Origin of the sequence: Asticcacaulis sp. SL142, assembly GCF_026625745.1 — a bacterium.
GTDB lineage: Bacteria > Pseudomonadota > Alphaproteobacteria > Caulobacterales > Caulobacteraceae > Asticcacaulis.
The window spans coordinates 516777-538471 of sequence record NZ_CP113061.1; the positions used below are offsets into that span (position 1 = coordinate 516777).

The window sequence follows — 21695 nt, forward strand, 5'->3', positions numbered from 1 at the left end:
GCCATGTCGCAGCGTATTCGCTTAGGGTTAAATATCGACCATATCGCGACGGTGCGGAATGCCCGTGGTGGCCATAGTCCTGATCCTGTTCGGGGCGCACGTCTGGCGATTGCGGCAGGCGTAGACGGGATCACGGCTCACCTGCGGGAGGATCGTCGCCATGTGCGCGACGGCGACATTACGGCCTTAGCTAATCTGTGTAATGAACTGAATACACCGCTAAATTTTGAGATGGCGGTGACCGAAGAGATGCTGTCTCTGGCCGAAAATCTGCGGCCCCACGCGGCCTGTCTGGTGCCGGAACGCAGGCAGGAGCGTACGACCGAAGGCGGTCTGGATGTCGCCGGACGCATGGATGAGATCGGTGCGGCCGTAGCGCGCTTGACCAAGGCGGGGGTCAGGTCGTCGCTGTTTATCGCCACCGATCCGGCTCAGGTTTCGGCGGCGGAGACCATTAAGGCGCCTGTCGTCGAGTTCCATACCGGCGCTTTATGCGACGCGTTCCGCGAAGGTGATATGGCGCTTTATGAAAATGAATTGAAAGCCTTAAGGCGGGCGGCTGAGATGGCGCATAAGGCTGGTATCGAGGTTCATGCGGGCCACGGCATTGATTATGATACGGTGACGGCTATCGCGCAAATTCCGCAGGTAAAGGAACTGAACATCGGTCACTTCCTGATCGGGGAGGCGATTTTTACCGGCCTTGAGACTTCGATCCACAAGATGCGCTTGCTAATGGATGCGGCCAGAGGTTTGACTTCCAGATGATCGTCGGTATCGGCAATGACCTGGTTGATGCGCGCCGGATTGAGCAGTCGATTGAAAATTTCGGGGAAAAATTTCTCAACCGAATATTCACGGCTGACGAACAGGCCCGCGCGCAGGCGCATGCCAAACCAGTCTTATCTTACGCCAAACGCTTTGCGGCCAAGGAGGCCGTGGCTAAGGCGCTCGGCACCGGCATTAGCGGGTTTCGATTTATCGATATCGAAGTCTTTAATAATGGCGCGGGAAAGCCCGAAATCATTTTGCATCGGAGGGCGCTGGAGCGGATGAAAGCGCTGGTCAAGCCCGATCATAATTATCACATCCACCTGTCATTGAGCGACGAATGGCCCTATGCCAGCGCCTATGCGGTGATTGAAGCCTTGCCCTTGCCATAATCTGTGGTTAGGTGAGGCGCAAGGTAACGGGGCAATACTATGAGCGCGGAAGACAAGGTGGTCGAGGACGATATGGCAACGAGCAAGGGGAGCAGTGCCACCGGCGGCGCCAAAGAAGAAACCAGTGAGATCATCAAGACGGTCATCTATGCGCTGCTGATCACGCTCGTGTTTCGCACTCTGTTTTTCCAGCCTTTTACAATTCCGTCAGCGTCAATGGAGCCTAACCTTTACGAAGGCGACTACATCGTGGTTTCCAAGTGGGATTACGGCTATTCCAAATATTCGTTCCAGTGGCCGCTGCCGTTCATTAAGGGCCGGATTATGGACAAAGCGGCCAAGCGTGGCGATATTGTCGTCTTCAAGCTGCCGCGTAATCCCAAGGTTGATTACATTAAGCGCGTCGTCGGTGTGCCGGGTGACCGGATACAGATGCGCCATAATCAGCTGTATATCAATGATATCCCGGTGGCTGCCAAAAACCTTGGGGCTGTGACGCCGCAGATTAGCTACGACAGCCAGTACGCCACCAAGTATGAGGAAAGCCTGCCGGAGGGTTCTACCCACTTTATGCAGGACCTGCGTACCGATGGCCCGGCGGATGACACGCCTGAATATATTGTTCCGGCTGATCATTATTTCATGATGGGCGACAACCGCGATAATTCGATCGACAGCCGCTACGCTATGGACGATCCGATCCAGCCGGGTGTTGATTTTGTGCCGGCCGAAAACCTCGAAGGGCGCGCGACCATGGTACTGGTGTCATGGAACGAAGGTTCCTCGATCTGGAAACCGTGGACCTGGTTGAACCTGCGTTGGGATCGCCTGTTTAAATCCCTTAAGTAAATTGCGGGTTTTGTTTTCTTTGGCGCGGGATTGGTGTATCTGACGCCCTATGAACCTGAGACGATCCGCCCTCAGCGCCCTTGAGGCGCAACTGGGTTACGAATTTAAGGACAAGACCTTGCTCGATCTGGCGTTGACCCACGCCAGCGTAGCTGAGGGCGCGCGCAAGATCGCTGACAATGAACGCCTTGAGTTTTTGGGCGATCGGGTTTTGGCATTGATGGTGTCCGAAGCCCTGATGGAGGCCTTTCCTGACGCCAGTGAAGGGGAGTTGTCGCGGCGATTCCACAGTCTGGTCAGTCGCGAAACCTGCGCCGATGTCGCCAAAAACTTGGGTGTCGGCCCGGCGCTACGGTTGGCGGCGGGGGAGACCAAAAGCGGCGGGCGCGAAAACCTCACCATCCTTGGCGATGCGTGCGAAGCCCTGATTGCCGCCATCTATATCGAAGCCGGGTTCGAGGGTGTGGTGCGTTTGTTCAAGCCGTTGTGGACTGAGCGGATGCAGGCGTCCGGCAACAGCGTGCGCATCAACCCGAAATCTTACCTACAGGAATGGGCCGCCTCAAAGCAAAAGGCCCTGCCTAAATATTCTATAATTAACCGATCCGGCCCCGACCACGCTCCGGTTTTTACCATCGAAGTGACTGTCGACGGGCACCCCTCTCAATCCGCCACCGGGCGATCGCGGCAGGAAGCTGAAAAATCCGCCGCCCTTGGCTTTATCGAACGTGAAGGCTTAGCGTGACCGAACATAACCCCTCTCATCGTGCTGGCTTCGTGGCCATTATCGGTGCGCCCAATGCAGGCAAATCAACCCTGGTCAATCAACTGGTGGGCTCAAAAGTATCGATCGTCACCCAAAAGGTTCAGACGACGCGCTTTCCGGTGCGCGGCATTGCCATGCACGGCGAGGCTCAGATCGTGCTGGTTGACACGCCAGGTATCTTTAAACCGCGCCGTAGGTTGGACCGCGCCATGGTCAAGTCGGCCTGGGGTGGGGCGGAAGACGCCGATCATGTCGTGTTGCTGATCGATGCCCCGGCCCAGATCGCGGTCGAGCATCCGTCTGCCGATACGCCCAAAGCCACGGCTGCTGATCACCGCGCCGTCGAAGATGTGGCGGCGATTATCGAGGGCCTTAAACAATCGAACACCCGCGCCACGCTGGTGGTCAATAAGATCGATATGCTCAAGCGCGATAACCTGCTGGCGCTGGTCGACACGCTTTATAAGGCCGATATTTTCGATGAGGTCTTTATGATCTCCGCGGAAAAAGGCCTTGGCGTTGCGGATCTGAAAGAGTCGCTGGCCAATAAGATGCCGCTAGGGCATTGGCTTTATCCGGAAGATCAGGCCGCCGATGCGCCTGCGCGGATTCTGGCGGCGGAAATTACGCGCGAAAAGCTGTTCCTGCGGGTTCACGAAGAACTGCCTTATTCGGCAGCGGTATCGACGACCGAGTTTAAGGATCTGCCTGATGGTTCGGCGCGGATCGAGCAGGTCATTTTTGTCGAGCGTGATGGTCAGCGCGCTATTGTGCTGGGTAAAAACGGCCAGACCCTGAAATGGATTGGCCAGAAATCGCGCGAGGAACTGTCGAAACTGCTCGATCGTCCGGTGCATCTGTTCCTGCATGTCAAGGTCAATGAGCGCTGGACCGATGACCGTGCGCTTTACACCCAGTTCGGTCTGGAGTTTGAGTCCTAATATCCGTGTCTGTGCAATTTGTGGATGAAGCCATTGTGTTAAGCGCGCGCGGTCACGGAGAGACCGGCGCGATTGTCCATGTGCTTACCCATGAACATGGCCATATCGCCGCCCATATCGCAGGGGGCGCCTCGCGACGCATGAAGCCGTATCTTCAGGCGGGGGCGCATGTTGAAGTCAGCTATCGGGCGCGCAGTGCCGACCAGCTAGGCAGCGCTACGATTGAGCCATTAGGCGAGGGGGCGTCTGATTTGCTCGATGATCCTCTGGCGCTTACAGGGCTTCAAACCGCCTGCCTTATGACCCAGTATTGCTTGCCGGAGCGTGAGGTGCATGTCGGCGCCTATCATGGCTTGTCGGCACTAATGATGATTCTGCCGCACCCTGAGATCTGGCCTGCGGTTTATGTGCGATTCGAGGCCGGTCTGCTTGAGGCGCTAGGGTTTGGTCTGGATTTATCAGCCTGCGCGGTCACGGGGGAGCGCGATGATCTTATCTATGTCAGCCCCCGCTCTGGCCGGGCTGTAAGCCGAAGTGCCGGTGAAGCCTATAAAGATAAATTATTGAAATTGCCTATGTTTATGCTGTCATCCCAAGGCGGTGTGCAAACCGGCGATATAGGTCTTGGGCTTGAGCTTACCGGGCACTTTCTTGAGCGAAACGTCTTTCATACCCTCAATAAACCCTTGCCGGAGGTGCGCGTGCGCCTTATGCAAACCTTGAGTGATGCAGGCTATATGTAAGCGTTCCATTAGCCAGAGGTTGGTTGCTTTGTGAAATCCACCCTTTGGTAACCACTCACATGTCATAGTTATGTTAAATAAACTCAGCGGCGGATTTGCCCTTTCATGATCTATAGCGAACAGCAATTGCTTGAGGCCAATGTCAACCCGGCGACCGGATTGGCCACGGATTACCTCAACCTGTTCAACGAAGCCATTATGCTGTTTGAAATGGGCATGGACATGCCCGACATGGCTGAGGAACTGATGGACTGGCAGCGCCGGGACTATGTCAGCCATTTTGAAAACTCAGGCTTTGAACAAAAAGACGTGGTGGTGCGTGCCTATGAAACCGCACCGGTCGAGGTTCGTGCCGCCTTTGATGAGTGCTGTGACATGGCATTGGATACGTTTGAGTCGTCTATCCAGATATTGCTGTCGTCGCTTGAAACGCCTGTGGCCCACGAAGAACTTGAAACCCGTCTGGCGGAGATGAAGGAACTGGTCAGCGAGATGGATTCGCATATCCATGGCCGGGTCAAGCCTTCTGAAACCGACGCCCAGAGTGCGGTTGACGCACTGTTTTAGGTCCACAATCCCCATAAATTAACGGGATACCTTTGCTTATAAGGGCGCAGCGCTTTAATCTGCGTCGTTATGAGTGATGTAGTGATTCCCGAAAACGCCGGTGGGCGGATACTGAACGAAGACTTGGGCGAAGCCCTGTCGCGGCGCTATCTGGCCTATGCCTTGTCTACCATTATGCACCGGGCCCTGCCGGACGTGCGCGATGGTCTGAAGCCTGTGCACAGGCGCGTGCTCTATGCCATGCACAATATGCGTCTGAACCCTCAATCGGCCGCACGTAAGTGCGCTAAGGTCGTCGGGGAAGTCATGGGTAACTTCCACCCGCACGGTGACCAGTCGATCTATGACGCGCTGGTGCGGATGGCGCAGTGGTTCGCGCAGCGCTACCCCATGGTCGATGGTCAGGGTAATTTCGGTAATATCGACGGCGATTCCGCCGCCGCCATGCGTTACACTGAGTGCAAGATGACGGCGGCAGCTATGCTGTTGCTGGACGGCATTGATGAAAACGCCGTCGATTTTCGCCCGACCTATGACAATCAGGACGAAGAACCGGTTATCTTGCCAGCGGGGTTCCCAAACCTGTTGGCCAATGGCGCGACCGGTATTGCGGTGGGTATGGCGACCTCGATTCCGCCCCACAATGTTTCCGAGTTGATCGACGCCTGTAAGCTGCTGATTGAGAGCCCTCATTCGGATACGGCGGCCCTGATGCAGTTCGTGCAGGGGCCAGATTTTCCCACTGGCGGGATATGTGTTGAACGCCCGGAGACCATTCAGGAAGCTTATGAAACCGGACGTGGTTCCCTGCGGACGCGGGCACGGTATGAGGTTGAGGATCTGGGGCGCGGCAACTGGCGCATCAAGGTCACTGAAATACCTTACATGGTGCAAAAGTCGCGCCTGATCGAACAACTGGCCGATCTGATCGAAGCCAAAAAAGCCCCGCTTCTGGGTGATGTCCGTGACGAATCAGACGAAGAAATCCGTCTGATTCTTGAGCCTAAGACGCGTAATATCGAACCCGAAGTCCTGATGGAAAGCCTGTTCAAGGTTTCTGATCTGGAAACACGTTTTGCGATCAATATCAACGTGCTGGATGCTTCCGGTGCGCCGCGGGTTATGGGACTTAAGCCATGTCTGGTGGCTTTCCTTGATCACCGCCGGATAGTTTTGGTACGCCAGTCGAACTGGCGTCTGGAGCGGATCGAAAAGCGTCTGCACGTCCTTGATGGCTTGATGATCGCGTTCCTTAATCTGGATGAGGTCATTCGTATCATCCGTGAGGATGAAAAGCCGCGCGATACTTTGATGGCGCGTTTTTCTCTCAGTGAACCCCAGGTCGATTACATCCTTGATACGCGTTTGCGTCAGTTGGCGCGGCTTGAGGAAATGGCGATCCAGAGCGAGCATGACAAACTGGCCAAAGAACGTGATGGGCTGCTGGCCCTGCTGGGGTCCGAAAAGAAGCAGTGGAAGCGGATTGATGAGCAGTTAAGCGAAGTCCGCAAACAGCTTTTGTCGCAGCGCCGCACGACCTATGCCGAAGCTCCGCAGGGCATTGAAGTGGCCTCAATCGAATCCTACCTGCCAAAAGAGCCGATTACCGTCATCCTGTCAGAGCGTGGCTGGATTCGGGCGGCTAAGGGACGTATTGAAGATCCGTCCGAACTAAAGTTTAAAGAAGGCGATCAGCACGCCTTCCTGATCCCGGCGTTTACGACCGATAAGCTGCTGATCATGACATCCGATGGTCGCTTCCTGACGCTGGGCTGTGACAAACTGCCATCGGCGCGGGGCCATGGTGAGCCATTGCGGTTGATGCTGGATATCGAAGAGTCGGCTAAGATCATGACCATCTTTACCTTCACGCCCGGTCAAAAGCGCCTGATGGTCTCAAAGAATGGTTATGGCTTTATCATGAACGAAGAAGACGCTCTGGCCAACAAAAAGGCGGGTAAGCAGGTGCTTAACGTCGATGGCACCGAAGCGTTCGCGACCTTGCCCGTGACCGGTGACCAGGTCATGATCCTGGGTGAAAACAATAAACTCCTGATCTATCCCGTGTCAGAACTGCCCGAAATGGCACGCGGCAAGGGCGTCAAGCTTCAGGGCTATAAGGACGGCGGCGTCAGGGACATCACTCTGTTCGATTCAACGCAGCCCGTGGTTTGGTACGATGGATCGAGAAAAGCGCGTGATTTCAAGGATTTCAAGGACTATGTCGGCAGGCGGGCATCGGTCGGACGCATCGCGCCGCGCGGCTTGAGAAAGCTGCGGCCAAGCGGATAGTGTGGCCTAAATCACTCTTTGGCCACTCACCGCATGCGGCAAGTAAATTGCATATTGATGGCGCATCTGTTTCATGTTGCAGTGCATCATCAATATGGGGTACTTTATGCGCGACTTAGCCAGTATCAACGACACGTCTGAAAAAATCAGCGATATGCTGACACATACGATTACCCTGATCGACGGTAAGTCGGTCACCCTACGCGATCTTATCGGGCGTATCGGGGAGCAAGGTTTCCTGCTGTTGTGCGCGCTTCTGACCCTGCCGTTTCTGTTGCCCGTATCAATTCCCGGTGTCAGCACAGTGTTTGGGGTGGCCATATTGCTGATCAGTCTGGCGATTACGCTCAATCGTTTGCCTTGGCTACCCAGCCAGATTCTTGACCGCGAACTTGAGGCGGACAAGCTGGTTCCGGTGCTGGAAAGAGGCGTGAAGATTGTCTCCCGCATTGATCCCTATGTGCAGCCGCGCCTTCTGATGTTTTCAACAGGCGCTGTCATCAACAGGTTCAACGGGGCCGTGCTGATGTTTTCGGCACTGCTGCTGATGCTGCCTTTGGGCTTCATTCCCTTCTCCAACACCCTGCCTGGCGTCGCCATTTTATTGATGTCGATAGGCATGGTTCAGCGTGACGGCGCTTTGGTGGTTGCGGGCTACAGCTTTGTGATAGCTACTCTGGTCTACTTTGGCGTTCTGGCCTATGCCGCCCTGAGTGCTGGGCAAGGCTTGTCATCCCTGATTTCTTAAGGCCTGATGCGCTGCCAGCCGCCATCGGTTAGGCCTTCGAGGGGGCGGTAGCGGGACTTGTAGTCCATCTTGGGGCTGCCCTTCACCCAATAGCCCAGATAGACATACGGATAGCCAACTTTTTGAGCCTGAGCGATGTGGTCAAGGATAACATATCGGCCCAGAGACCGGCTCATCAGATCCGGATCATAAAAGCTGTAGACCAGTGACAATCCGTCATTGAGCGCATCGACCAGAACACAACCAATCAGGCGACCATCAAGCCTATATTCAATGATGTGTGTGCGCACCAGCGTGTCTTCGATCATGGCCACAAGGTCAGGCCAGGTCATGTCCATCATACCGCCGTCCGGGTGACGCGACCGGAGATAGCGTTGCAGTAATTCGTATTGTTCCCGGCTGGCTTCGGCTTCGACAAAGGATTTCGTAAGGTCGCTGTTGCGCTTAAAAATCCGCCGGTCACTTTTGGACAGAACATATTCATTCACCGGGATGCGCACCGATTGGCAGGCATTACAGTTATGGCAGGCGGGACGGTAGGCGATGTTCTGAGAGCGCCGGAACCCTATGGCCGATAGCTGGTCGTTGACGCTTATGGCTTCCAGAGGCGGCAGGTGCACAAACACCTTACGCTCTTCCAGATTAGGCAAATAGGGGCAGGGACCGGGTATGGTCAGATAATACCTGAGTTTTCGTCCCGGAAAATGCTCGCTCATAGCGCGTTACTGACGGCCTGAATTAAAATATCTGGAACCCTATCAGACCCCAAAAACGCCTTAAAGTGAAGGGTTATCTGGCAAAACAGGCGCTTCACGCAGCAAAATTATAGCGATGCGGCGATTTCCGGCAAGGGTGGGATCATCCGGATACAGCGGCTCCTTAGCGGCCTTGCCGGAAACCTGAGCGATTCGATCCTGATCAACACCCGCGCCTTGCAAAATCGATCGCGACGCATCTGCACGTTGCGCCGACAGCGCCCAGTCTTTTTCGGCACCGCCTGCCGTGCTGGCTGAGGTATGTCCGGTGATTGAAATGCGGTTCGGCAATTGATTGATAATCTTGGCTATAGCCCGCAACAGGGTTCGTGCCCGCTCATTGGGACGTGCGGAACCGGCATCAAACATGGATCGGCCTTCCTGATCAATCAATTGGACGCGCAGGCCTTCAGGAGTTTGGTCGATCAGAATGTTTTTAGATAGTTCCGCCAGTTCAGGCATGTCCTGTAAGGCCTGACGCAAGGATTCGGCGGCACTTCGGAATGATTCTTCCTCGCGCTTTAGAAGTTCTTCGCGCAGTTCGTCCTCACTGGATTTTGACAGGTCTCCGGAGGTGGTCGACTGGCCGTCACGGTCCTGCATATTGGGCGCTTCGGGGGCCAGTTGCTCAATAAATGCCATGGCGCCGGCACTTTGCGCACCTTCGTCGCCGACGGCCGTTCCACCCAGAATCCCGCCGGAGCCACTGGATGACGAAGACACGCTGGCGGGTGCGAAATAGTCGGCAACGCCGCGCTTTTGTTCGGGGCTGGTGGTATTTATCAGCCACATCAACAAAAAGAAAGCCATCATCGCGGTCACGAAGTCAGCATAGGCGACTTTCCACGCGCCGCCATGGTGGCCACCACCGACCACTTTTTTGACTTTTTTGATGACGACGGGGGCGTCGCGGCTGGCCATGAAGAATCCTTGCAGGCAAAGGGTTTCATGATGTTTAACGCTGTTATAGTTAACAGGTAGTTGAGGGGCGTGGCCTTCAAGCTTTGGTTTGACCTTATGCCCCGTCTCAGTCCATAGAGGGTATACATGATTTAAACCGTGAACCGGAGATTCCCGTGACTCAAAAACCGCCGTTGCGCCATGTGCTTGGGGCATTTGCCACCGGGGTGTGCGTTATTACGGCTCAGGCTAATGGGCATATTATTGGACTAACGGCCAATTCGTTTACGTCGGTATCCCTTGACCCGCCGCTGGTGCTTTGGTGTCTGGATAATCGCTGTGAGCGGTATGATATCTTCGCTAAGGCGGACGCATTTGACATCAATATCCTCAGCAGTGAACAAAGTCCTTTGTCTGACCGGTTTGCGCGCGGCGATGCGGTTATCGGGGATCATGAGGGCCTGTTGACGCTGGATCACCCTTTGCGCCTCAAGAAGGTCATTGGCTGGCTATCGTGCGTAACGCATGAAACGCGAGTTGTCGGTGACCACCTGCTCATTGTGGGCAAGGTTGAAGCCTATGACTACGGGGCGGGTGAGGGGTTGACGTTTTTTCGTGGCCGTTACGGTCAAACCCATATGTTCGGTTAAGGTAGCCTTATGAAAATAGTATTCGCAGGTCTGGGTGTCATGGGCGCTCCCATGGCCGGTCATTTGCTCAAAGCCGGACTATCGGTCACGGGCTATAATCGCAGCAATGATAAGGCGCAGATTTGGGCTGAAACGCACGGTGCGCCGGTTGATGCGGACTTTGAGCGTGCGGTCAGCACTGCGGACATTCTGGTTTTGTGTGTCGGTAATGACACTGATGTGCGCGGCTTGGTAATGCGCGCGGAAGAAGTCATGCCATCGGGCAGCCTGATCATCGATCATACGACGACGTCGGCTAAACTGGCGCGGGAACTTTTTGATGTATGTGCATCAAAAGGCATAGAATTTGTTGATGCCCCTGTCTCTGGCGGTCAGGCGGGGGCCGTCAATGGCCAGTTATCAATTATGGTGGGCGGTAGTGCTAACGCCGTAGAACGCGCACAGATTGTTTTCGCGCCCTATGCCAAAAGTGTTACCCATATTGGCGAGGCGGGGTCTGGACAATTGGCCAAGATGGCCAACCAAATCGCTATTGCCGGTGCGGTGCAAGGGGTGGCCGAAGCGCTTCATTTTACCAAATCGGCCGGTCTTGATCCGGCGTTGGTGTTTGACACGATTTCCAAGGGGGCGGCGGGGTCTTGGCAGATGGAAAACCGCTGGGCGACCATGGCGACGGATAAGTATGATTTCGGGTTTGCGGTCGATTGGATGCGCAAGGATTTAGGTATTGCGCTGGATGAGGCGCGCTCAAATGGCGCACATCTGTCGGTCGCCGCTCTGGTTGATCAGTTCTATTCGGAAGTGCAAGCCATGGGTGGCAAGCGCTGGGACACCTCATCGCTTCATGCGCGGTTAGAAGATCGTCGCAAAAAGCTTTGATTTCCGGGTTGGCCCCAAGACCTTTACCTGTTTAGTTTCTCAGCCACTTCCTTGGCAAAGTAAGTCAGAACACCTGACGCACCGGCGCGCTTGAAGGCCGTCAGGCTTTCCAGCACGGCGCGGTCGTGATCGAGTAAGCCCTGATCGGATGCAGCCTTGATCATCGCATATTCGCCGGACACCTGATAGGCGAAGGTTGGCACCTTAAATGTATCGGCCACACGCCAGACGATATCGAGGTAGGGCAGGCCCGGCTTGACCATGACCATGTCAGCACCTTCCTGGATATCGAGCGCGACTTCCCGCAGGGCTTCATCAGTATTGGCGGAATTCATCTGATAGGTTTTCTTATCGCCTTTCAAGGCTTTGACGCCGATGGCGTCACGATAAGGGCCGTAAAATGCTGAGGCATATTTGGCGGCATAGGACATGATCAGCGCGTCCTTATGCCCGCGGGTCTCCAGAGCCTGACGGATCGCGCCGATGCGGCCATCCATCATGTCTGAGGGGGCAACAATATCAGCACCGGCTTCATATTGGACGACGGTTTGCTCAATCAGAGCTTCAATCGTCGCATCATTGTCGATCTTATCGTTGATCAGAAGACCGTCGTGACCGTGGTCGGTATAGGGATCAAGGGCGACATCGACAATCAGCCCGATATCGGGAACGGCGGACTTAATGGCGCGGCAGACCAGTGGAATTATGCCTTGTGGGTCAAGGGCGGCGCGTCCGTCGCTGAAGCGCTTGCGTTCATCAATGTGAGGAAATAGCGCCAGCGCTTTTATGCCAAGATCGCGGGCGGCCTTGGCTTCACGTACGGCCTCATCAAGGCTCAGGCGATCAATGCCCTTAAGTGAGCCAATTGGATCGCGGGCGATGTCGCGGTCGTGAACGAATATGGGCCAGATAAGATCGGAGGCTAAGAGCGTGTGTTCCTGAACCAGGTCCCTGATCCAGCCATTTTGACGTAGGCGACGGGGACGTGCAAACGGGTAGGCTCCCGTAACAGGAACGAAGGTCATTCTAAAAACTCAAAATTGGAAGATCAGTTGCCGGTTTTGCAGTCGGCATAGGCCTGAAAAATGTCCTTGCCAATACATTTGTGCTTGATGAGGCGAAGAAAACCGACCGTCGAGGTGGTCAAAATCCACAGGGTCGCAATCAGGGTAAAAAAGGCGGAAACAATAAAGCCGGAAGCGGCGGTAATAATGGAAACAACGGGAATTTTGGAGGTATCAAGGTCGTTGAGATTTATATCTAAGGTTCGCCAGTCCGTTACATCATATTGGGTCATGAAAATTTGGATGATGGTGAAGGTCAGAAACACCGTGCAAATCAGAGCGATGAAGGTGGCCATGGACCAAAGGACGAACACGACCCAGAAGTTGCGAATTTGATAGGCGTAATGGCTGGTAATATAATTCTTGATCTGCGATTTTCGCATATAGGCGATAACGGCGGCGATAAGCGCGGTAAGGCCAAGCGAAAACGGGCTTACAAATAATAGCCCATACACCAGAAATGCCAGGTTGCGTTCATCGGCCGCAGATGTCGCCTTTGGCGACGCGCTGATGCGGCCCCCCAACGTGGACTGAATACCGAGATGCGTCAAAATGCCTGAGGCTTCTGGACGATGGTGATCGGTTATCATTCTTGATTTCCTTCCACGACACGCAGGAATAAGCGGGCATCATGGCAAATAATTGATGAAAATGCAAACCGTGATGCATCGCACCCTTATTTTAAGCTTAATCGTGATAGGGCCATAACGGTGTTCCAATTGCGCGCGGTCGCTGTGACTCTCAGGGCTTTCTCAATCTTTTCAGCAAGTTTTGACGTGCCCAAGCCCGATGGTGTGTGTAAATAAAGGGCCAAATCCGTAAGCACATAGGCTTCGTCTTCTTTTTTTAGCTCACCCAAAACTTCGTGATCAGGGTTAATGGAGGGGCTTTTGAGGTAATAAACGTGGAGTGATTTCGGTATCTGCGTAGCCTTTTTAAACGGATTGGCGGCTATGATCGCGCTGAAATCATCACGATTTAAAACGTGAATGCCGCATTCAAACCCGAAAGTGTCTTTAACCACATCCGCAACATCTGTTTCAATTTTAGAGAGGCTGTCGGGGCTTTTGAGAACCACGTTGCCGCTTTGAATGTAGGTTTCGACGTCTGTATAGCCAAGAGATTCGAGGGCTGTTTTTAGCGTTTTCATTGGTATTTTTTTGTGGCCACCGACATTAATGCCTCGAAAAAGAATGACGAAGGTCTGCATGATAATGGTTCTCAAGTTCAATAAAATGAGGGGTTTATTTTAAGGGGTGCGGCATTTAGCCCTACATAAATCGTGGAATTTAACCTAATATTATGGTCAAAGAGAAATGTTTCAGCCCCATGCTTAGTTCTGGGGCTGGTCAGGCGCGGATTATACCCTTATATGCGCGCCACAAATACAAGGCGTAAGCGCTGTGTGCAGCGCCGGAGATTGATATAATGGACTATAATGCCGCTTTTGAGGCCGCTGTCGAAACCGTCCGTTCGGAAGGTCGCTACCGCGTGTTCGCTAACCTCAAGCGTCATAATGGTCAGTTTCCGCGCGCGACCTGGGAGCGTCCTGATGGCACGCATCAGGACGTAACGGTTTGGTGTTCCAACGATTATCTTGGCATGGGCCAAAACCCGGTTGTGCTTGAGGCCATGCATAAAGCCATAGATGAAGCGGGGTCTGGTTCGGGCGGGACACGTAATATTTCCGGCACGACCTGGTATCACAATGCGCTGGAAGCCGAGTTGGCTGATCTGCATCAAAAGCAGGCGGCGTTGGTGTTTACGTCCGGCTATGTCGCGAACGAAGCCACGCTGACGACCCTTTATAAAATTTTGCCGGGTCTGATCATCTTTTCCGACGCGCTTAATCATGCGTCGATGATCGCCGGTATTCGTAACGGCGGCGGTGAGCGGCATGTCTTCCGTCACAATGATCTTGAGCATCTGGAAGCGCTGCTGAAAGCGGCACCTGTCAATGCGCCGAAACTCATCGCCTTTGAGTCGGTCTATTCAATGGACGGCGATATTGCCGATATCCACGGCACGGTCGCTCTGGCCCAAAAATATGGCGCGCTAACCTATATCGATGAAGTTCATGCGGTCGGTCTTTATGGTCAGCGCGGTGCCGGTGTGGCCGAGCGCGACGGGATCATGGATCAGATCGATATCATCGAAGGTACTCTGGGTAAGGCCTTTGGCATGATGGGAGGCTATATCGCCGGGTCTGCAGCTATGGTGGATGCTATCCGTCTGTGGGCGTCGGGCTTTATTTTCACGACCTCTTTGCCGCCCGCGGTCATGGCCGGAGCCACGGCTTCGGTACGCTGGCTCAAAGAACACAATGAGCGCCGCGAAGCGCATCAGGAGCGCGCACAAACTCTGATGCGCCGTTTCCGTGAAGCCGGGATTCCGGTTCTGCCGTCAGTCAGTCATATTGTACCGGTTCTTGTCGGCCATGCCCATCACTGTAAGATGATTTCGGATATGCTGCTCAATGATTTCTCAATCTATGTGCAGCCGATCAATTACCCGACCGTGCCTAAGGGTACGGAGCGTCTGCGCTTTACGCCGTCTCCGGATCACGACGATAAAATGATGGATGAACTGGTATCGGCTATGGATAAGCTGTGGAGCCACTGCAATGTGGCACGTATGCCGGCCGTGGCGTAGGGCTTGAATCTGGGCCTAATTCGCTTTTAAGTAACGGTCTACGCTGAATCAGAGTTCGCCCATGCCCGAAGTGCTGCTAGAATATCATCGCAACGGCGCCTATCTCAAGGTCACGGCTGTCGATCCGGCGACGGGTGAGGAAGTTAGCGCCATGGGGCCTGCCAGTAATCCAGCGGCGGTCAAAAGTCTGGCGATTACGAAATTGCAGAACAAACTGGCCGCCCTTCGCCAAGCCCCGCCCGCCAAGCCCGGAAAATTCATTTAAAGCTTTGTGCTGCAACGCCACATAGGTGGTTTTTTGTCTTGGAATCACCAAGTTTAAGGTTTAACACACGCTTGGTTTCAGGCCGTATGTCGCACAACTGACATACGGCGGCTTCAGATGACAGGATCATGCCCGTGAACGCTCCCGCCCAGGCCGCATCGTTTATCCCGCAAGGATACTTCAACCATTCGCTCGAACAGTCGGATACGGCGGTTCTTGAGGCGATCAAGGGTGAGCTTCACCGTCAGCAGCATGAGATTGAACTGATTGCGTCGGAAAACATCGTCTCAAAGGCGGTACTAGAGGCGCAAGGGTCGGTTCTGACCAACAAATATGCCGAAGGCTACCCCGGTCGCAGATATTATGGCGGCTGTGAGTATGTCGATGAGGTTGAAAAGCTGGCCATTGAGCGTGCCAAGAAGTTGTTCAACTGTGCCTATGCCAATGTGCAGCCCCATTCGGGTGCCAATGCTAATCAGGCGGTGTTCTTTACCCTGCTTCAACCGGGTGACACCTATATGGGTATGGATCTGGCTTGCGGTGGACACCTGACTCACGGCTCTCCGGCCAACCAGTCGGGTAAGTGGTTTAAGGTAATCCCTTACGGTGTGCGTGAGGATGATCACCTGATTGATATGGATCAGGTCGAAGCGCTGGCCAAGGAACATAAGCCCAAGCTGATCATTGCCGGGGCTTCAAACTATAGCCGTCATATCGACTTTAAGCGTTTCCGTGAGATCGCCGACAGCATTGGTGCTTATCTATTTGTAGATATGGCGCATTATGCCGGTTTGGTGGCGGGTGGCCAGTATCCTGATCCTTTGCCGCACGCCCATGTGGTCACGACGACGACGCACAAAACCCTGCGCGGCCCGCGCGGCGGCATGATTTTGTCCAATGACGAAGCTCTGGGCAAAAAGATCAATTCGGCGGTGTTCCCCGGCCTGCAAGGCGGGCCTCTGATGCACGTTATTGCCGGTAAGGCGGTCGCCTTCGGTGAGGCGCTGCAGCCGGAATTTAAAGCCTATGCCGCCCAGGTCGTCGCCAATGCCCGTGTGTTGGCCGAAGTTCTGGTTGAACGTGGTCTGGCCATTGTGTCCGGCGGCACCGACAGCCATGTCATGTCGGTCGATCTGCGCCCCAAAGGCCAGACGGGTAAGGCGACCGAGGCCGCACTCGAAGCCGCAGGCATTACCTGCAACAAGAACGGCATCCCGTTCGATCCGCAACCGTTCACCATCACCTCGGGCGTGCGCCTCGGGACGCCTGCCGGCACCACCCGCGGTTTCCGTGAGGCTGAGTTCCGTGAAATCGGTCACCTGATTGCCGATGTCGTTGACGGTATGGCCGCCAATGATGGCCAGCCCGATCCGGCAGTTCAGTCGGTCGTGCTCGAAAAAGTTAAGGCCCTGACGGCTCGCTTTCCTATTTATGAATAAAGGCTAGTCATGCGCTGCCCCTTCTGCGGTAATCCCGAAACCCAGGTCAAAGATTCCCGTCCCAGTGAGGATGGGGCAGCCATCCGCCGCCGCCGGTCATGTAATGAATGTGGCGGTCGCTTTACGACCTTTGAGCGGGTGCAACTGCGCGACCTGATGATTGTTAAGCGTTCTGGTCGGCGCACACCGTTTGACCGGGCTAAGCTGGAACGCTCAATTTCACTCGCGCTTCGCAAGCGACCTGTGGATCAGGAGCGGCTGGATCGCATGGTATCCGGCATTGTGCGCCAGCTTGAAAGCATGGGTGAAACCGATATCGGCTCTGAAGTGGTCGGTGAACTGGTCATGAAAGCCCTGAGGTCGCTCGATGTCGTGGCCTATGTACGCTACGCGTCGGTCTATCGCGACTTCAAGGAAACCTCTGATTTTGCAAGATTCTTGGGCGACGAGGGGCTTGATCACGATGGTTTTGAAGTTAGTGTGCCGACCGTAAGCCCGGCGGGAAATCCGACCCTGAAAGACCCGGTTGAAATTAAGCGGGGTCTGGGTGAGCAGGACCTGTCGCCAACTGATGATGCCTGATGGATCGCCCCTTTATCACACTTAAGCTGGCGACGACTCTGGATGGCCGCATTGCGACGGCATCTGGCCAAAGCCGCTGGATTACGGGTGAAGAGGCGCGCCGGTGTGTCCATGAACTGAGGGCAGGGCATGACGCTGTGCTTGTGGGCATAGAAACCGTTATCAAGGATGATCCGGAATTGACGGTGCGCCTGCAAGGCTATGAAGGTTTTCAGCCGACGCGCATCGTGTTTGATTCCAAAGGCCGCATCCCGCTACATTCCAAACTGGTTCAGACGGCGCGCGTGATCCCGACGTGGGTGGTGACGACCCACGACCTAAATCCTGAAATTCAGGCGGCTGGCGTAAAGGCTGTTAAGGTCGCCTCTTTTCATCAGCGCGTCGATATTCTTCAGGCTATGGAGGCTCTATCCCGCGCGGGTATTGAGCGGCTGTTTATCGAAGGTGGCGGATTGATTGCCACCGCTTTCATTAAGGCGGGACTGGTTGACCGCCTTGAATGGTTTCGCTCCGCTACCATCTTAGGCGGGGACGCGCGGTCAGTTATCGGTTTTCTCAACATTGATGATATCAATGGCATGATCCGGTTTAATCGTCTTGGGGTTCAGGCCGTTGGCGATGATCTCTGGGAAAGTTACGAGTTAAGCTAAGGCAAGAGTTTATGTTTACGGGTATTATCACCGATATGGGCGAAGTCGTCGGCGTGGATCGCCATGATGGTGGTGCCCGCTTTGAAATCAGAACGGCCTATGATCTAGGCGGTGTTGATCTGGGGGCGTCGATTTCGCATTCCGGATGTTGCCTGACCGTGGTGAGTAAAACGGATGACCGTTTTACAGTTGATGTGTCGAATGAAACCCTATCCCTGACGACTTTGAGCCAATGGGAACTGGGGCAAAAAATCAATCTTGAGCGGGCACTTAAGGTCGGTGATGAACTGGGCGGCCACATTGTCGCCGGTCATGTCGACGGCGTGGGGGAGTTAGTTAGCGTCAAATCAGATGGCGACAGCTATCGCCTGAAAATTCGTGTGCCACGCCCCCTGCATCGTTATATTGCGCCGAAAGGCTCAATCGCACTGGACGGAATATCGCTGACGGTCAACGAAGTCGAAGATGATGTCTTTGGCGTCAATATCATTCCCCATACCTGGACCTACACGACATTGTCGCAAATCGGTGAGGGGGGTAAACTAAACCTTGAGATTGATCTCATGGCGCGTTATGCCGCCAGATGGCGTGAGACTGTGTAACGGTTTTGCGTAGAAGGACTTTGAAATTATGACCCTGCACAGTGCGCAAACGGATCTGACGAATATAGATCACGAAAGCCCCATCTCGCCGATCGAGGATATCCTTGAGGATGCGCGTAACGGCAGGCCCTATATTCTAGTCGATGCCGAAGATCGTGAAAACGAAGGCGATGTGATCATACCGGCCCAGATGGCCACCCCTGATATGGTCAACTTCATGGCTCGGCACGCGCGCGGTCTTATTTGCCTCGCCATTACGCCTGAGCGGGCCAGACAATTACGCCTGCCGCCGATGGCCCATGATAATGGCGCGCGCAACGGCACAGCCTTTACCGTGGCTATCGAGGCCAAGGAGGGGGTCACAACCGGCATTTCGGCCCATGATCGCGCCCGCACCATCGCGGTGGCTGTCGATCCGACCAAGGATTCCCATGATATCGTCAGCCCCGGCCACGTATTCCCACTGGTGGCGCGTGATGGCGGCGTTCTGGTGCGCGCGGGTCATACCGAAGCAGCGGTCGATATTTCACGCATGGCCGGACTTAACCCGGCTGGTGTCATCTGTGAGGTCATGAACGATGACGGCACGATGGCGCGCTTGCCGGATCTGGTGACATTCGCCCAGCTTCATGGCCTGAAAATCGGTACGATCGCCGATCTGATCGCTTATCGTCGCCGCACTGAGCGTTTCGTTGAGCGTGTGCTCGAAAAGCCATTCCAGAGCCAGTGGGGCGGTAATTTCCGCCTGTTTGTCTATCGCAATCGGATTGATCAGTCCGAACATATCGCCTTGGTTAAGCACCAGCCGGTGCCACATCAGGCCACCTTGGTGCGTATGCATCAGCTTGATGTCGCCTCAGACGTATTGGGTGGGATCGGTGGTGCCTCCCGGGCAAACCTGATCGAAGCGGCCATTAAGGCGTTGTCCGAGTTTGATGGCCCGTCTGTGATGGTCATGCTGCGCGATCCGGACCCCAAGGTTCTGTCATCACGGTTTGCCTCTGAGGACCCGGTAGGGCTCGGTGCGCGTGGCCTGCGTGATTACGGCGTGGGTGCGCAAATTCTTTTGGATCTTGGCGTTCGTGATATGATTGCCTTGTCATCGTCAAAACCCAAACCGGCAGCTCTGGAAGGTTACGGCTTGTCAATCGTTGACTGGCAAAATCTGGCTTGATTTTCTAATCGCTCGCCTTTGAAATTTAGTTTGAGGAATATCTATTGTCACAAGAACAACCCTTGCGCATCCTGATCGTCGAAAGCCGGTTTTATGATGATATTTCTGATGAGCTTCTAGCCGGAGCCAAATCCGCGCTCGAAGCCTATGGGGCTGAGTACGATGTGGTGACGGTGCCGGGGGCGTTTGAGGTGCCGGCGGCGATCGCCATGGCCGAAGATGCCGCGCATCGTCCAACGGGCCGTTATTACGATGGTTATGTGGCTCTGGGCTGCGTCATTCGCGGGGACACCACCCACTATGATTATGTCTGCACGGAATCGGCCCGTGGCCTGATGGATCTGTCGATGAACCAGCGTCTGGCGATTGGTTACGGTATTCTGACGGTCGAAGACGAAGATCAGGCCTGGGTGCGGGCACGGCGTTCCGAAGGCGATAAGGGCGGCACGGTGGCCAAGGTTTGTCTTGATATGATTTCGCTGCGCAAATCCTTGCTGGGTGGTGGTGTTCATGACTGAGTCCCCTAAGCCGCAAAGTCTTAAGGAGGTCATGGAGCACCTCAACACACCCGAAGTTAAGGGCAAAACCCTAAGTGCCCGCGACAAGCAGGCGCGTACTGTGGCGCGACTGGTTCTAGTGCAGGCGCTCTACCAGATGGAGCTGACCGGGCAGGGCGTTGAGACCATAGTTCGGGAGTTCTCTGATTTCAGGTTCGATGGTGATCTGGAAGGCGAGCCTCTGGGTGAGGGCGACATCGATTTCTTTTCCGATGGCCTTCGCACTGTTGTCAAAGAGCAATCAACTATTGATCGTAATATCGCGGAGCGTCTGGCGGCGGGGTGGCGGCTGGATCGTATCGACACGACTCTGCGGGCCATTCTGCGCTCCGGGGCGTGGGAGCTTGGTTTCCGCAAAGACATCGGTAAGGAAGTCGTCATCAACGAATATGTCGAAATCGCCAAGGCATTTTTCGGTGAAACCGAAGCGAAATTCGTCAATGGCGCGCTTGATGGCATAGCGCGCGACGTCAGATGACGGACAATTCCGAATTCAGCGTGATCGATAGATTGTTCAGGCCCCTTGCGGGCCTGACGTCTGAGGCACGCGGATTACGGGATGATGTGGCGGTTTTGCCCTCCGACAATACACACGATCTGGTGGTTACCACCGACGCTATGGTCGAGGGGGTGCATTTTTTAAGCACGGATCCGCTGGATAAGGTCGCGCAAAAACTGTTACGGGTAAACCTGTCTGATCTGGCAGCCAAGGGTGCAAAGCCTTACGGTTATCAATTATTGACAGCGTGGCCACGCAGTTTGCCGTTTGAAGCTAAGCAAACCTTTGCCAAAGGCCTTAAGGCTGATCAGGCGCAGTTCAATGTAGCGCTTTTCGGCGGTGATACGGTTTCGACGCCGGGGCCGTTGATGGTCAGTGTAACGCTGTTTGGCCACATAGCGAAGGGGCAGACTGTGGCGCGCGCCGGCGTGAAAGCCGGTGATCGACTGCTGGTTAGCGGCCCCATCGGTCAGGGCTATCTGGGCCTGAAAGTCTTGATGGGGGAATATCCGCAGCTTGCGGCGGAATTTAAATCTGAATTGGTTGATGCTTATCAATTGCCTCAGCCGCGTCTTGATATGGCGGACGTGGTAAGGGGCAATGCACACGCCTCAATGGATGTTTCGGATGGTTTGGTGGCTGATGCGGCTCATATCGCTCAGGCATCGCGGGTCGATATTCATATCGATCTCAATCGGGTGCCGACGTCACGAGCGGCGCGGGCAGCCATGGCATTAGGTGCCAGTGTGCTGGATCTGATCAGTGGTGGCGATGACTATCAGATTTTATGCACAGCGTCGGGGGAGCGCGCCAAAGCCCTCTGTGAAGCGGGTTTTGTCGATATCGGCGAATGTTACCCGGCCAGAAGTCAGGGGCAGGTCACCGTACTGTCAGACGGTAAACCTGTTGAGATGGAAAACACCGGCTGGGTGCATAGCTGATCACCAAATTTCAATGA

General features: G+C 54.7%; 25 protein-coding genes and 1 pseudogene. 21 read left to right on the top strand and 5 right to left on the bottom strand.

Going from position 1 to position 21695, the window contains the following annotated elements:
• Positions 1 to 3: 3 nt before the first annotated feature.
• The 9 genes from OVA03_RS02300 (at position 4) to OVA03_RS02340 (ending at position 8069) form a co-directional block, all read left to right on the top strand.
• Entirely contained in the window at positions 4 to 768 is a 765-nt protein-coding gene (locus OVA03_RS02300) for a pyridoxine 5'-phosphate synthase (RefSeq protein ID WP_267526603.1), read from the top strand.
• Positions 765 to 1163 carry a holo-ACP synthase gene (acpS, locus tag OVA03_RS02305; RefSeq protein ID WP_267526604.1) on the top strand — a complete coding sequence of 133 codons (399 nt, stop codon included), beginning with the start codon at positions 765 to 767 and terminating at the stop codon, positions 1161 to 1163. Before OVA03_RS02300 ends, acpS begins: the two co-directional genes overlap by 4 nt.
• A 39-nt stretch (positions 1164 to 1202) precedes the next feature.
• Positions 1203 to 2012, top strand: a complete 810-nt coding sequence (gene lepB / locus OVA03_RS02310; protein ID WP_267526605.1) for a signal peptidase I — start codon at positions 1203 to 1205, stop codon at positions 2010 to 2012.
• 49 nt (positions 2013 to 2061) lie between these two features.
• On the top strand, positions 2062 to 2757 hold the full coding sequence (gene rnc / locus OVA03_RS02315; RefSeq protein WP_267526606.1) for a ribonuclease III: 696 nt from the start codon (positions 2062 to 2064) through the stop codon (positions 2755 to 2757).
• A complete protein-coding gene (era, locus tag OVA03_RS02320; protein ID WP_267526607.1) occupies positions 2754 to 3719 on the top strand; it encodes a GTPase Era in 966 nt (321 codons plus the stop codon). Before rnc ends, era begins: the two co-directional genes overlap by 4 nt.
• Before the next feature lie 11 nt (positions 3720 to 3730).
• A complete protein-coding gene (gene recO / locus OVA03_RS02325) occupies positions 3731 to 4462 on the top strand; it encodes a DNA repair protein RecO (protein WP_267527761.1) in 732 nt (243 codons plus the stop codon).
• 105 nt (positions 4463 to 4567) lie between these two features.
• A complete protein-coding gene (locus OVA03_RS02330) occupies positions 4568 to 5029 on the top strand; it encodes a hypothetical protein (protein WP_267526608.1) in 462 nt (153 codons plus the stop codon).
• 69 nt (positions 5030 to 5098) lie between these two features.
• Positions 5099 to 7321: a DNA topoisomerase IV subunit A gene (parC, locus tag OVA03_RS02335; protein WP_267526609.1), complete on the top strand. Its 2223-nt coding sequence runs from the start codon at positions 5099 to 5101 to the stop codon at positions 7319 to 7321.
• 106 nt (positions 7322 to 7427) lie between these two features.
• Complete coding sequence (locus OVA03_RS02340; protein WP_267526610.1) at positions 7428 to 8069, top strand: exopolysaccharide biosynthesis protein; 642 nt, start codon at positions 7428 to 7430, stop codon at positions 8067 to 8069.
• On the opposite strand, the gene OVA03_RS02345 is transcribed toward OVA03_RS02340, so the two are convergent.
• Both OVA03_RS02345 and OVA03_RS02350 read right to left on the bottom strand, forming a co-directional pair.
• Entirely contained in the window at positions 8066 to 8785 is a 720-nt protein-coding gene (locus OVA03_RS02345) for an arginyltransferase (RefSeq protein ID WP_267526611.1), read from the bottom strand. The genes OVA03_RS02340 and OVA03_RS02345 overlap by 4 nt on opposite strands.
• A 60-nt stretch (positions 8786 to 8845) precedes the next feature.
• Positions 8846 to 9745 (bottom strand): flagellar motor protein MotB, encoded by a 900-nt coding sequence (locus tag OVA03_RS02350; RefSeq protein WP_267526612.1) that lies wholly within the window; start codon positions 9743 to 9745, stop codon positions 8846 to 8848.
• Between the two features lie 155 nt (positions 9746 to 9900).
• On the opposite strand from OVA03_RS02350, the gene OVA03_RS02355 reads away from it, so the two are divergent.
• Together OVA03_RS02355 and OVA03_RS02360 are read left to right on the top strand one after the other, a co-directional pair.
• Positions 9901 to 10374, top strand: a complete 474-nt coding sequence (locus OVA03_RS02355) for a flavin reductase family protein (protein WP_324291020.1) — start codon at positions 9901 to 9903, stop codon at positions 10372 to 10374.
• 9 nt (positions 10375 to 10383) lie between these two features.
• Positions 10384 to 11253: an NAD(P)-dependent oxidoreductase gene (locus tag OVA03_RS02360; RefSeq protein WP_267526613.1), complete on the top strand. Its 870-nt coding sequence runs from the start codon at positions 10384 to 10386 to the stop codon at positions 11251 to 11253.
• Positions 11254 to 11276: 23 nt separating this feature from the next.
• Here the strand turns inward: OVA03_RS02360 and hemB are convergent, their stop codons facing one another.
• From hemB to OVA03_RS02375, 3 genes are all read right to left on the bottom strand, one after another.
• Entirely contained in the window at positions 11277 to 12278 is a 1002-nt protein-coding gene (hemB, locus tag OVA03_RS02365; RefSeq protein WP_267526614.1) for a porphobilinogen synthase, read from the bottom strand.
• Positions 12279 to 12301: 23 nt separating this feature from the next.
• The gene (locus OVA03_RS02370) at positions 12302 to 12907 is read right to left on the bottom strand and encodes a hypothetical protein (RefSeq protein ID WP_267526615.1); all 606 of its coding nucleotides are present in this window, start codon (positions 12905 to 12907) and stop codon (positions 12302 to 12304) included.
• Positions 12908 to 12993: 86 nt separating this feature from the next.
• Positions 12994 to 13527, bottom strand: coding sequence for a DUF1697 domain-containing protein (locus tag OVA03_RS02375; RefSeq protein ID WP_267526616.1), 534 nt, complete (start codon positions 13525 to 13527; stop codon positions 12994 to 12996).
• A gap of 218 nt (positions 13528 to 13745) precedes the next feature.
• Here OVA03_RS02375 and hemA point away from each other — a divergent pair, with 218 nt between their 5' ends.
• From hemA to thiL, 10 genes and pseudogenes are all read left to right on the top strand, one after another.
• Positions 13746 to 14969, top strand: a complete 1224-nt coding sequence (hemA, locus tag OVA03_RS02380) for a 5-aminolevulinate synthase (protein WP_267526617.1) — start codon at positions 13746 to 13748, stop codon at positions 14967 to 14969.
• Between the two features lie 61 nt (positions 14970 to 15030).
• On the top strand, positions 15031 to 15234 hold the full coding sequence (locus OVA03_RS02385) for a DUF6898 family protein (protein ID WP_267526618.1): 204 nt from the start codon (positions 15031 to 15033) through the stop codon (positions 15232 to 15234).
• 134 nt (positions 15235 to 15368) lie between these two features.
• Positions 15369 to 16673: a serine hydroxymethyltransferase gene (gene glyA / locus OVA03_RS02390; protein WP_324291021.1), complete on the top strand. Its 1305-nt coding sequence runs from the start codon at positions 15369 to 15371 to the stop codon at positions 16671 to 16673.
• Positions 16674 to 16682: 9 nt separating this feature from the next.
• Positions 16683 to 17147, top strand: a pseudogene (gene nrdR / locus OVA03_RS02395) (transcriptional regulator NrdR); the annotation flags it as partial.
• A gap of 107 nt (positions 17148 to 17254) precedes the next feature.
• Positions 17255 to 17905, top strand: coding sequence for a bifunctional diaminohydroxyphosphoribosylaminopyrimidine deaminase/5-amino-6-(5-phosphoribosylamino)uracil reductase RibD (gene ribD / locus OVA03_RS02400; RefSeq protein WP_267526619.1), 651 nt, complete (start codon positions 17255 to 17257; stop codon positions 17903 to 17905).
• A gap of 11 nt (positions 17906 to 17916) precedes the next feature.
• Positions 17917 to 18507, top strand: a complete 591-nt coding sequence (locus OVA03_RS02405) for a riboflavin synthase (RefSeq protein WP_267526620.1) — start codon at positions 17917 to 17919, stop codon at positions 18505 to 18507.
• Between the two features lie 28 nt (positions 18508 to 18535).
• Positions 18536 to 19681 carry a 3,4-dihydroxy-2-butanone-4-phosphate synthase gene (gene ribB, locus OVA03_RS02410; protein WP_267526621.1) on the top strand — a complete coding sequence of 382 codons (1146 nt, stop codon included), beginning with the start codon at positions 18536 to 18538 and terminating at the stop codon, positions 19679 to 19681.
• A 44-nt stretch (positions 19682 to 19725) separates the two neighbouring features.
• Positions 19726 to 20199, top strand: coding sequence for a 6,7-dimethyl-8-ribityllumazine synthase (locus OVA03_RS02415; RefSeq protein ID WP_189487926.1), 474 nt, complete (start codon positions 19726 to 19728; stop codon positions 20197 to 20199).
• Positions 20192 to 20716 carry a transcription antitermination factor NusB gene (nusB, locus tag OVA03_RS02420; RefSeq protein ID WP_189487928.1) on the top strand — a complete coding sequence of 175 codons (525 nt, stop codon included), beginning with the start codon at positions 20192 to 20194 and terminating at the stop codon, positions 20714 to 20716. The genes OVA03_RS02415 and nusB overlap by 8 nt, the downstream gene beginning before the upstream one ends.
• Entirely contained in the window at positions 20713 to 21678 is a 966-nt protein-coding gene (thiL, locus tag OVA03_RS02425) for a thiamine-phosphate kinase (RefSeq protein WP_267526622.1), read from the top strand. The genes nusB and thiL overlap by 4 nt, the downstream gene beginning before the upstream one ends.
• The last annotated feature ends 17 nt before the right edge of the window (positions 21679 to 21695 follow it).

What these genes read in the sequence shown, in the direction of transcription:
- parC (WP_267526609.1), top strand. Translation starts at nt 5,099, where the DNA reads ATGAGTGATGTAGTGATTCCCGAAAACGCCGGTGGGCGGATACTGAAC.
- ribD (WP_267526619.1), top strand. Translation starts at nt 17,255, where the DNA reads ATGGATCGCCCCTTTATCACACTTAAGCTGGCGACGACTCTGGATGGC.
- OVA03_RS02340 (WP_267526610.1), top strand. Translation starts at nt 7,428, where the DNA reads ATGCGCGACTTAGCCAGTATCAACGACACGTCTGAAAAAATCAGCGAT.
- hemA (WP_267526617.1), top strand. Translation starts at nt 13,746, where the DNA reads ATGGACTATAATGCCGCTTTTGAGGCCGCTGTCGAAACCGTCCGTTCG.
- OVA03_RS02405 (WP_267526620.1), top strand. Translation starts at nt 17,917, where the DNA reads ATGTTTACGGGTATTATCACCGATATGGGCGAAGTCGTCGGCGTGGAT.
- thiL (WP_267526622.1), top strand. Translation starts at nt 20,713, where the DNA reads ATGACGGACAATTCCGAATTCAGCGTGATCGATAGATTGTTCAGGCCC.
- hemB (WP_267526614.1), bottom strand. Translation starts at nt 12,278, where the DNA reads ATGACCTTCGTTCCTGTTACGGGAGCCTACCCGTTTGCACGTCCCCGT.
- OVA03_RS02350 (WP_267526612.1), bottom strand. Translation starts at nt 9,745, where the DNA reads ATGGCCAGCCGCGACGCCCCCGTCGTCATCAAAAAAGTCAAAAAAGTG.
- lepB (WP_267526605.1), top strand. Translation starts at nt 1,203, where the DNA reads ATGAGCGCGGAAGACAAGGTGGTCGAGGACGATATGGCAACGAGCAAG.
- OVA03_RS02360 (WP_267526613.1), top strand. Translation starts at nt 10,384, where the DNA reads ATGAAAATAGTATTCGCAGGTCTGGGTGTCATGGGCGCTCCCATGGCC.
- OVA03_RS02385 (WP_267526618.1), top strand. Translation starts at nt 15,031, where the DNA reads ATGCCCGAAGTGCTGCTAGAATATCATCGCAACGGCGCCTATCTCAAG.
- OVA03_RS02300 (WP_267526603.1), top strand. Translation starts at nt 4, where the DNA reads ATGTCGCAGCGTATTCGCTTAGGGTTAAATATCGACCATATCGCGACG.
- OVA03_RS02370 (WP_267526615.1), bottom strand. Translation starts at nt 12,907, where the DNA reads ATGATAACCGATCACCATCGTCCAGAAGCCTCAGGCATTTTGACGCAT.
- OVA03_RS02375 (WP_267526616.1), bottom strand. Translation starts at nt 13,527, where the DNA reads ATGCAGACCTTCGTCATTCTTTTTCGAGGCATTAATGTCGGTGGCCAC.
- rnc (WP_267526606.1), top strand. Translation starts at nt 2,062, where the DNA reads ATGAACCTGAGACGATCCGCCCTCAGCGCCCTTGAGGCGCAACTGGGT.
- OVA03_RS02345 (WP_267526611.1), bottom strand. Translation starts at nt 8,785, where the DNA reads ATGAGCGAGCATTTTCCGGGACGAAAACTCAGGTATTATCTGACCATA.
- nusB (WP_189487928.1), top strand. Translation starts at nt 20,192, where the DNA reads ATGACTGAGTCCCCTAAGCCGCAAAGTCTTAAGGAGGTCATGGAGCAC.
- ribB (WP_267526621.1), top strand. Translation starts at nt 18,536, where the DNA reads ATGACCCTGCACAGTGCGCAAACGGATCTGACGAATATAGATCACGAA.
- OVA03_RS02330 (WP_267526608.1), top strand. Translation starts at nt 4,568, where the DNA reads ATGATCTATAGCGAACAGCAATTGCTTGAGGCCAATGTCAACCCGGCG.
- acpS (WP_267526604.1), top strand. Translation starts at nt 765, where the DNA reads ATGATCGTCGGTATCGGCAATGACCTGGTTGATGCGCGCCGGATTGAG.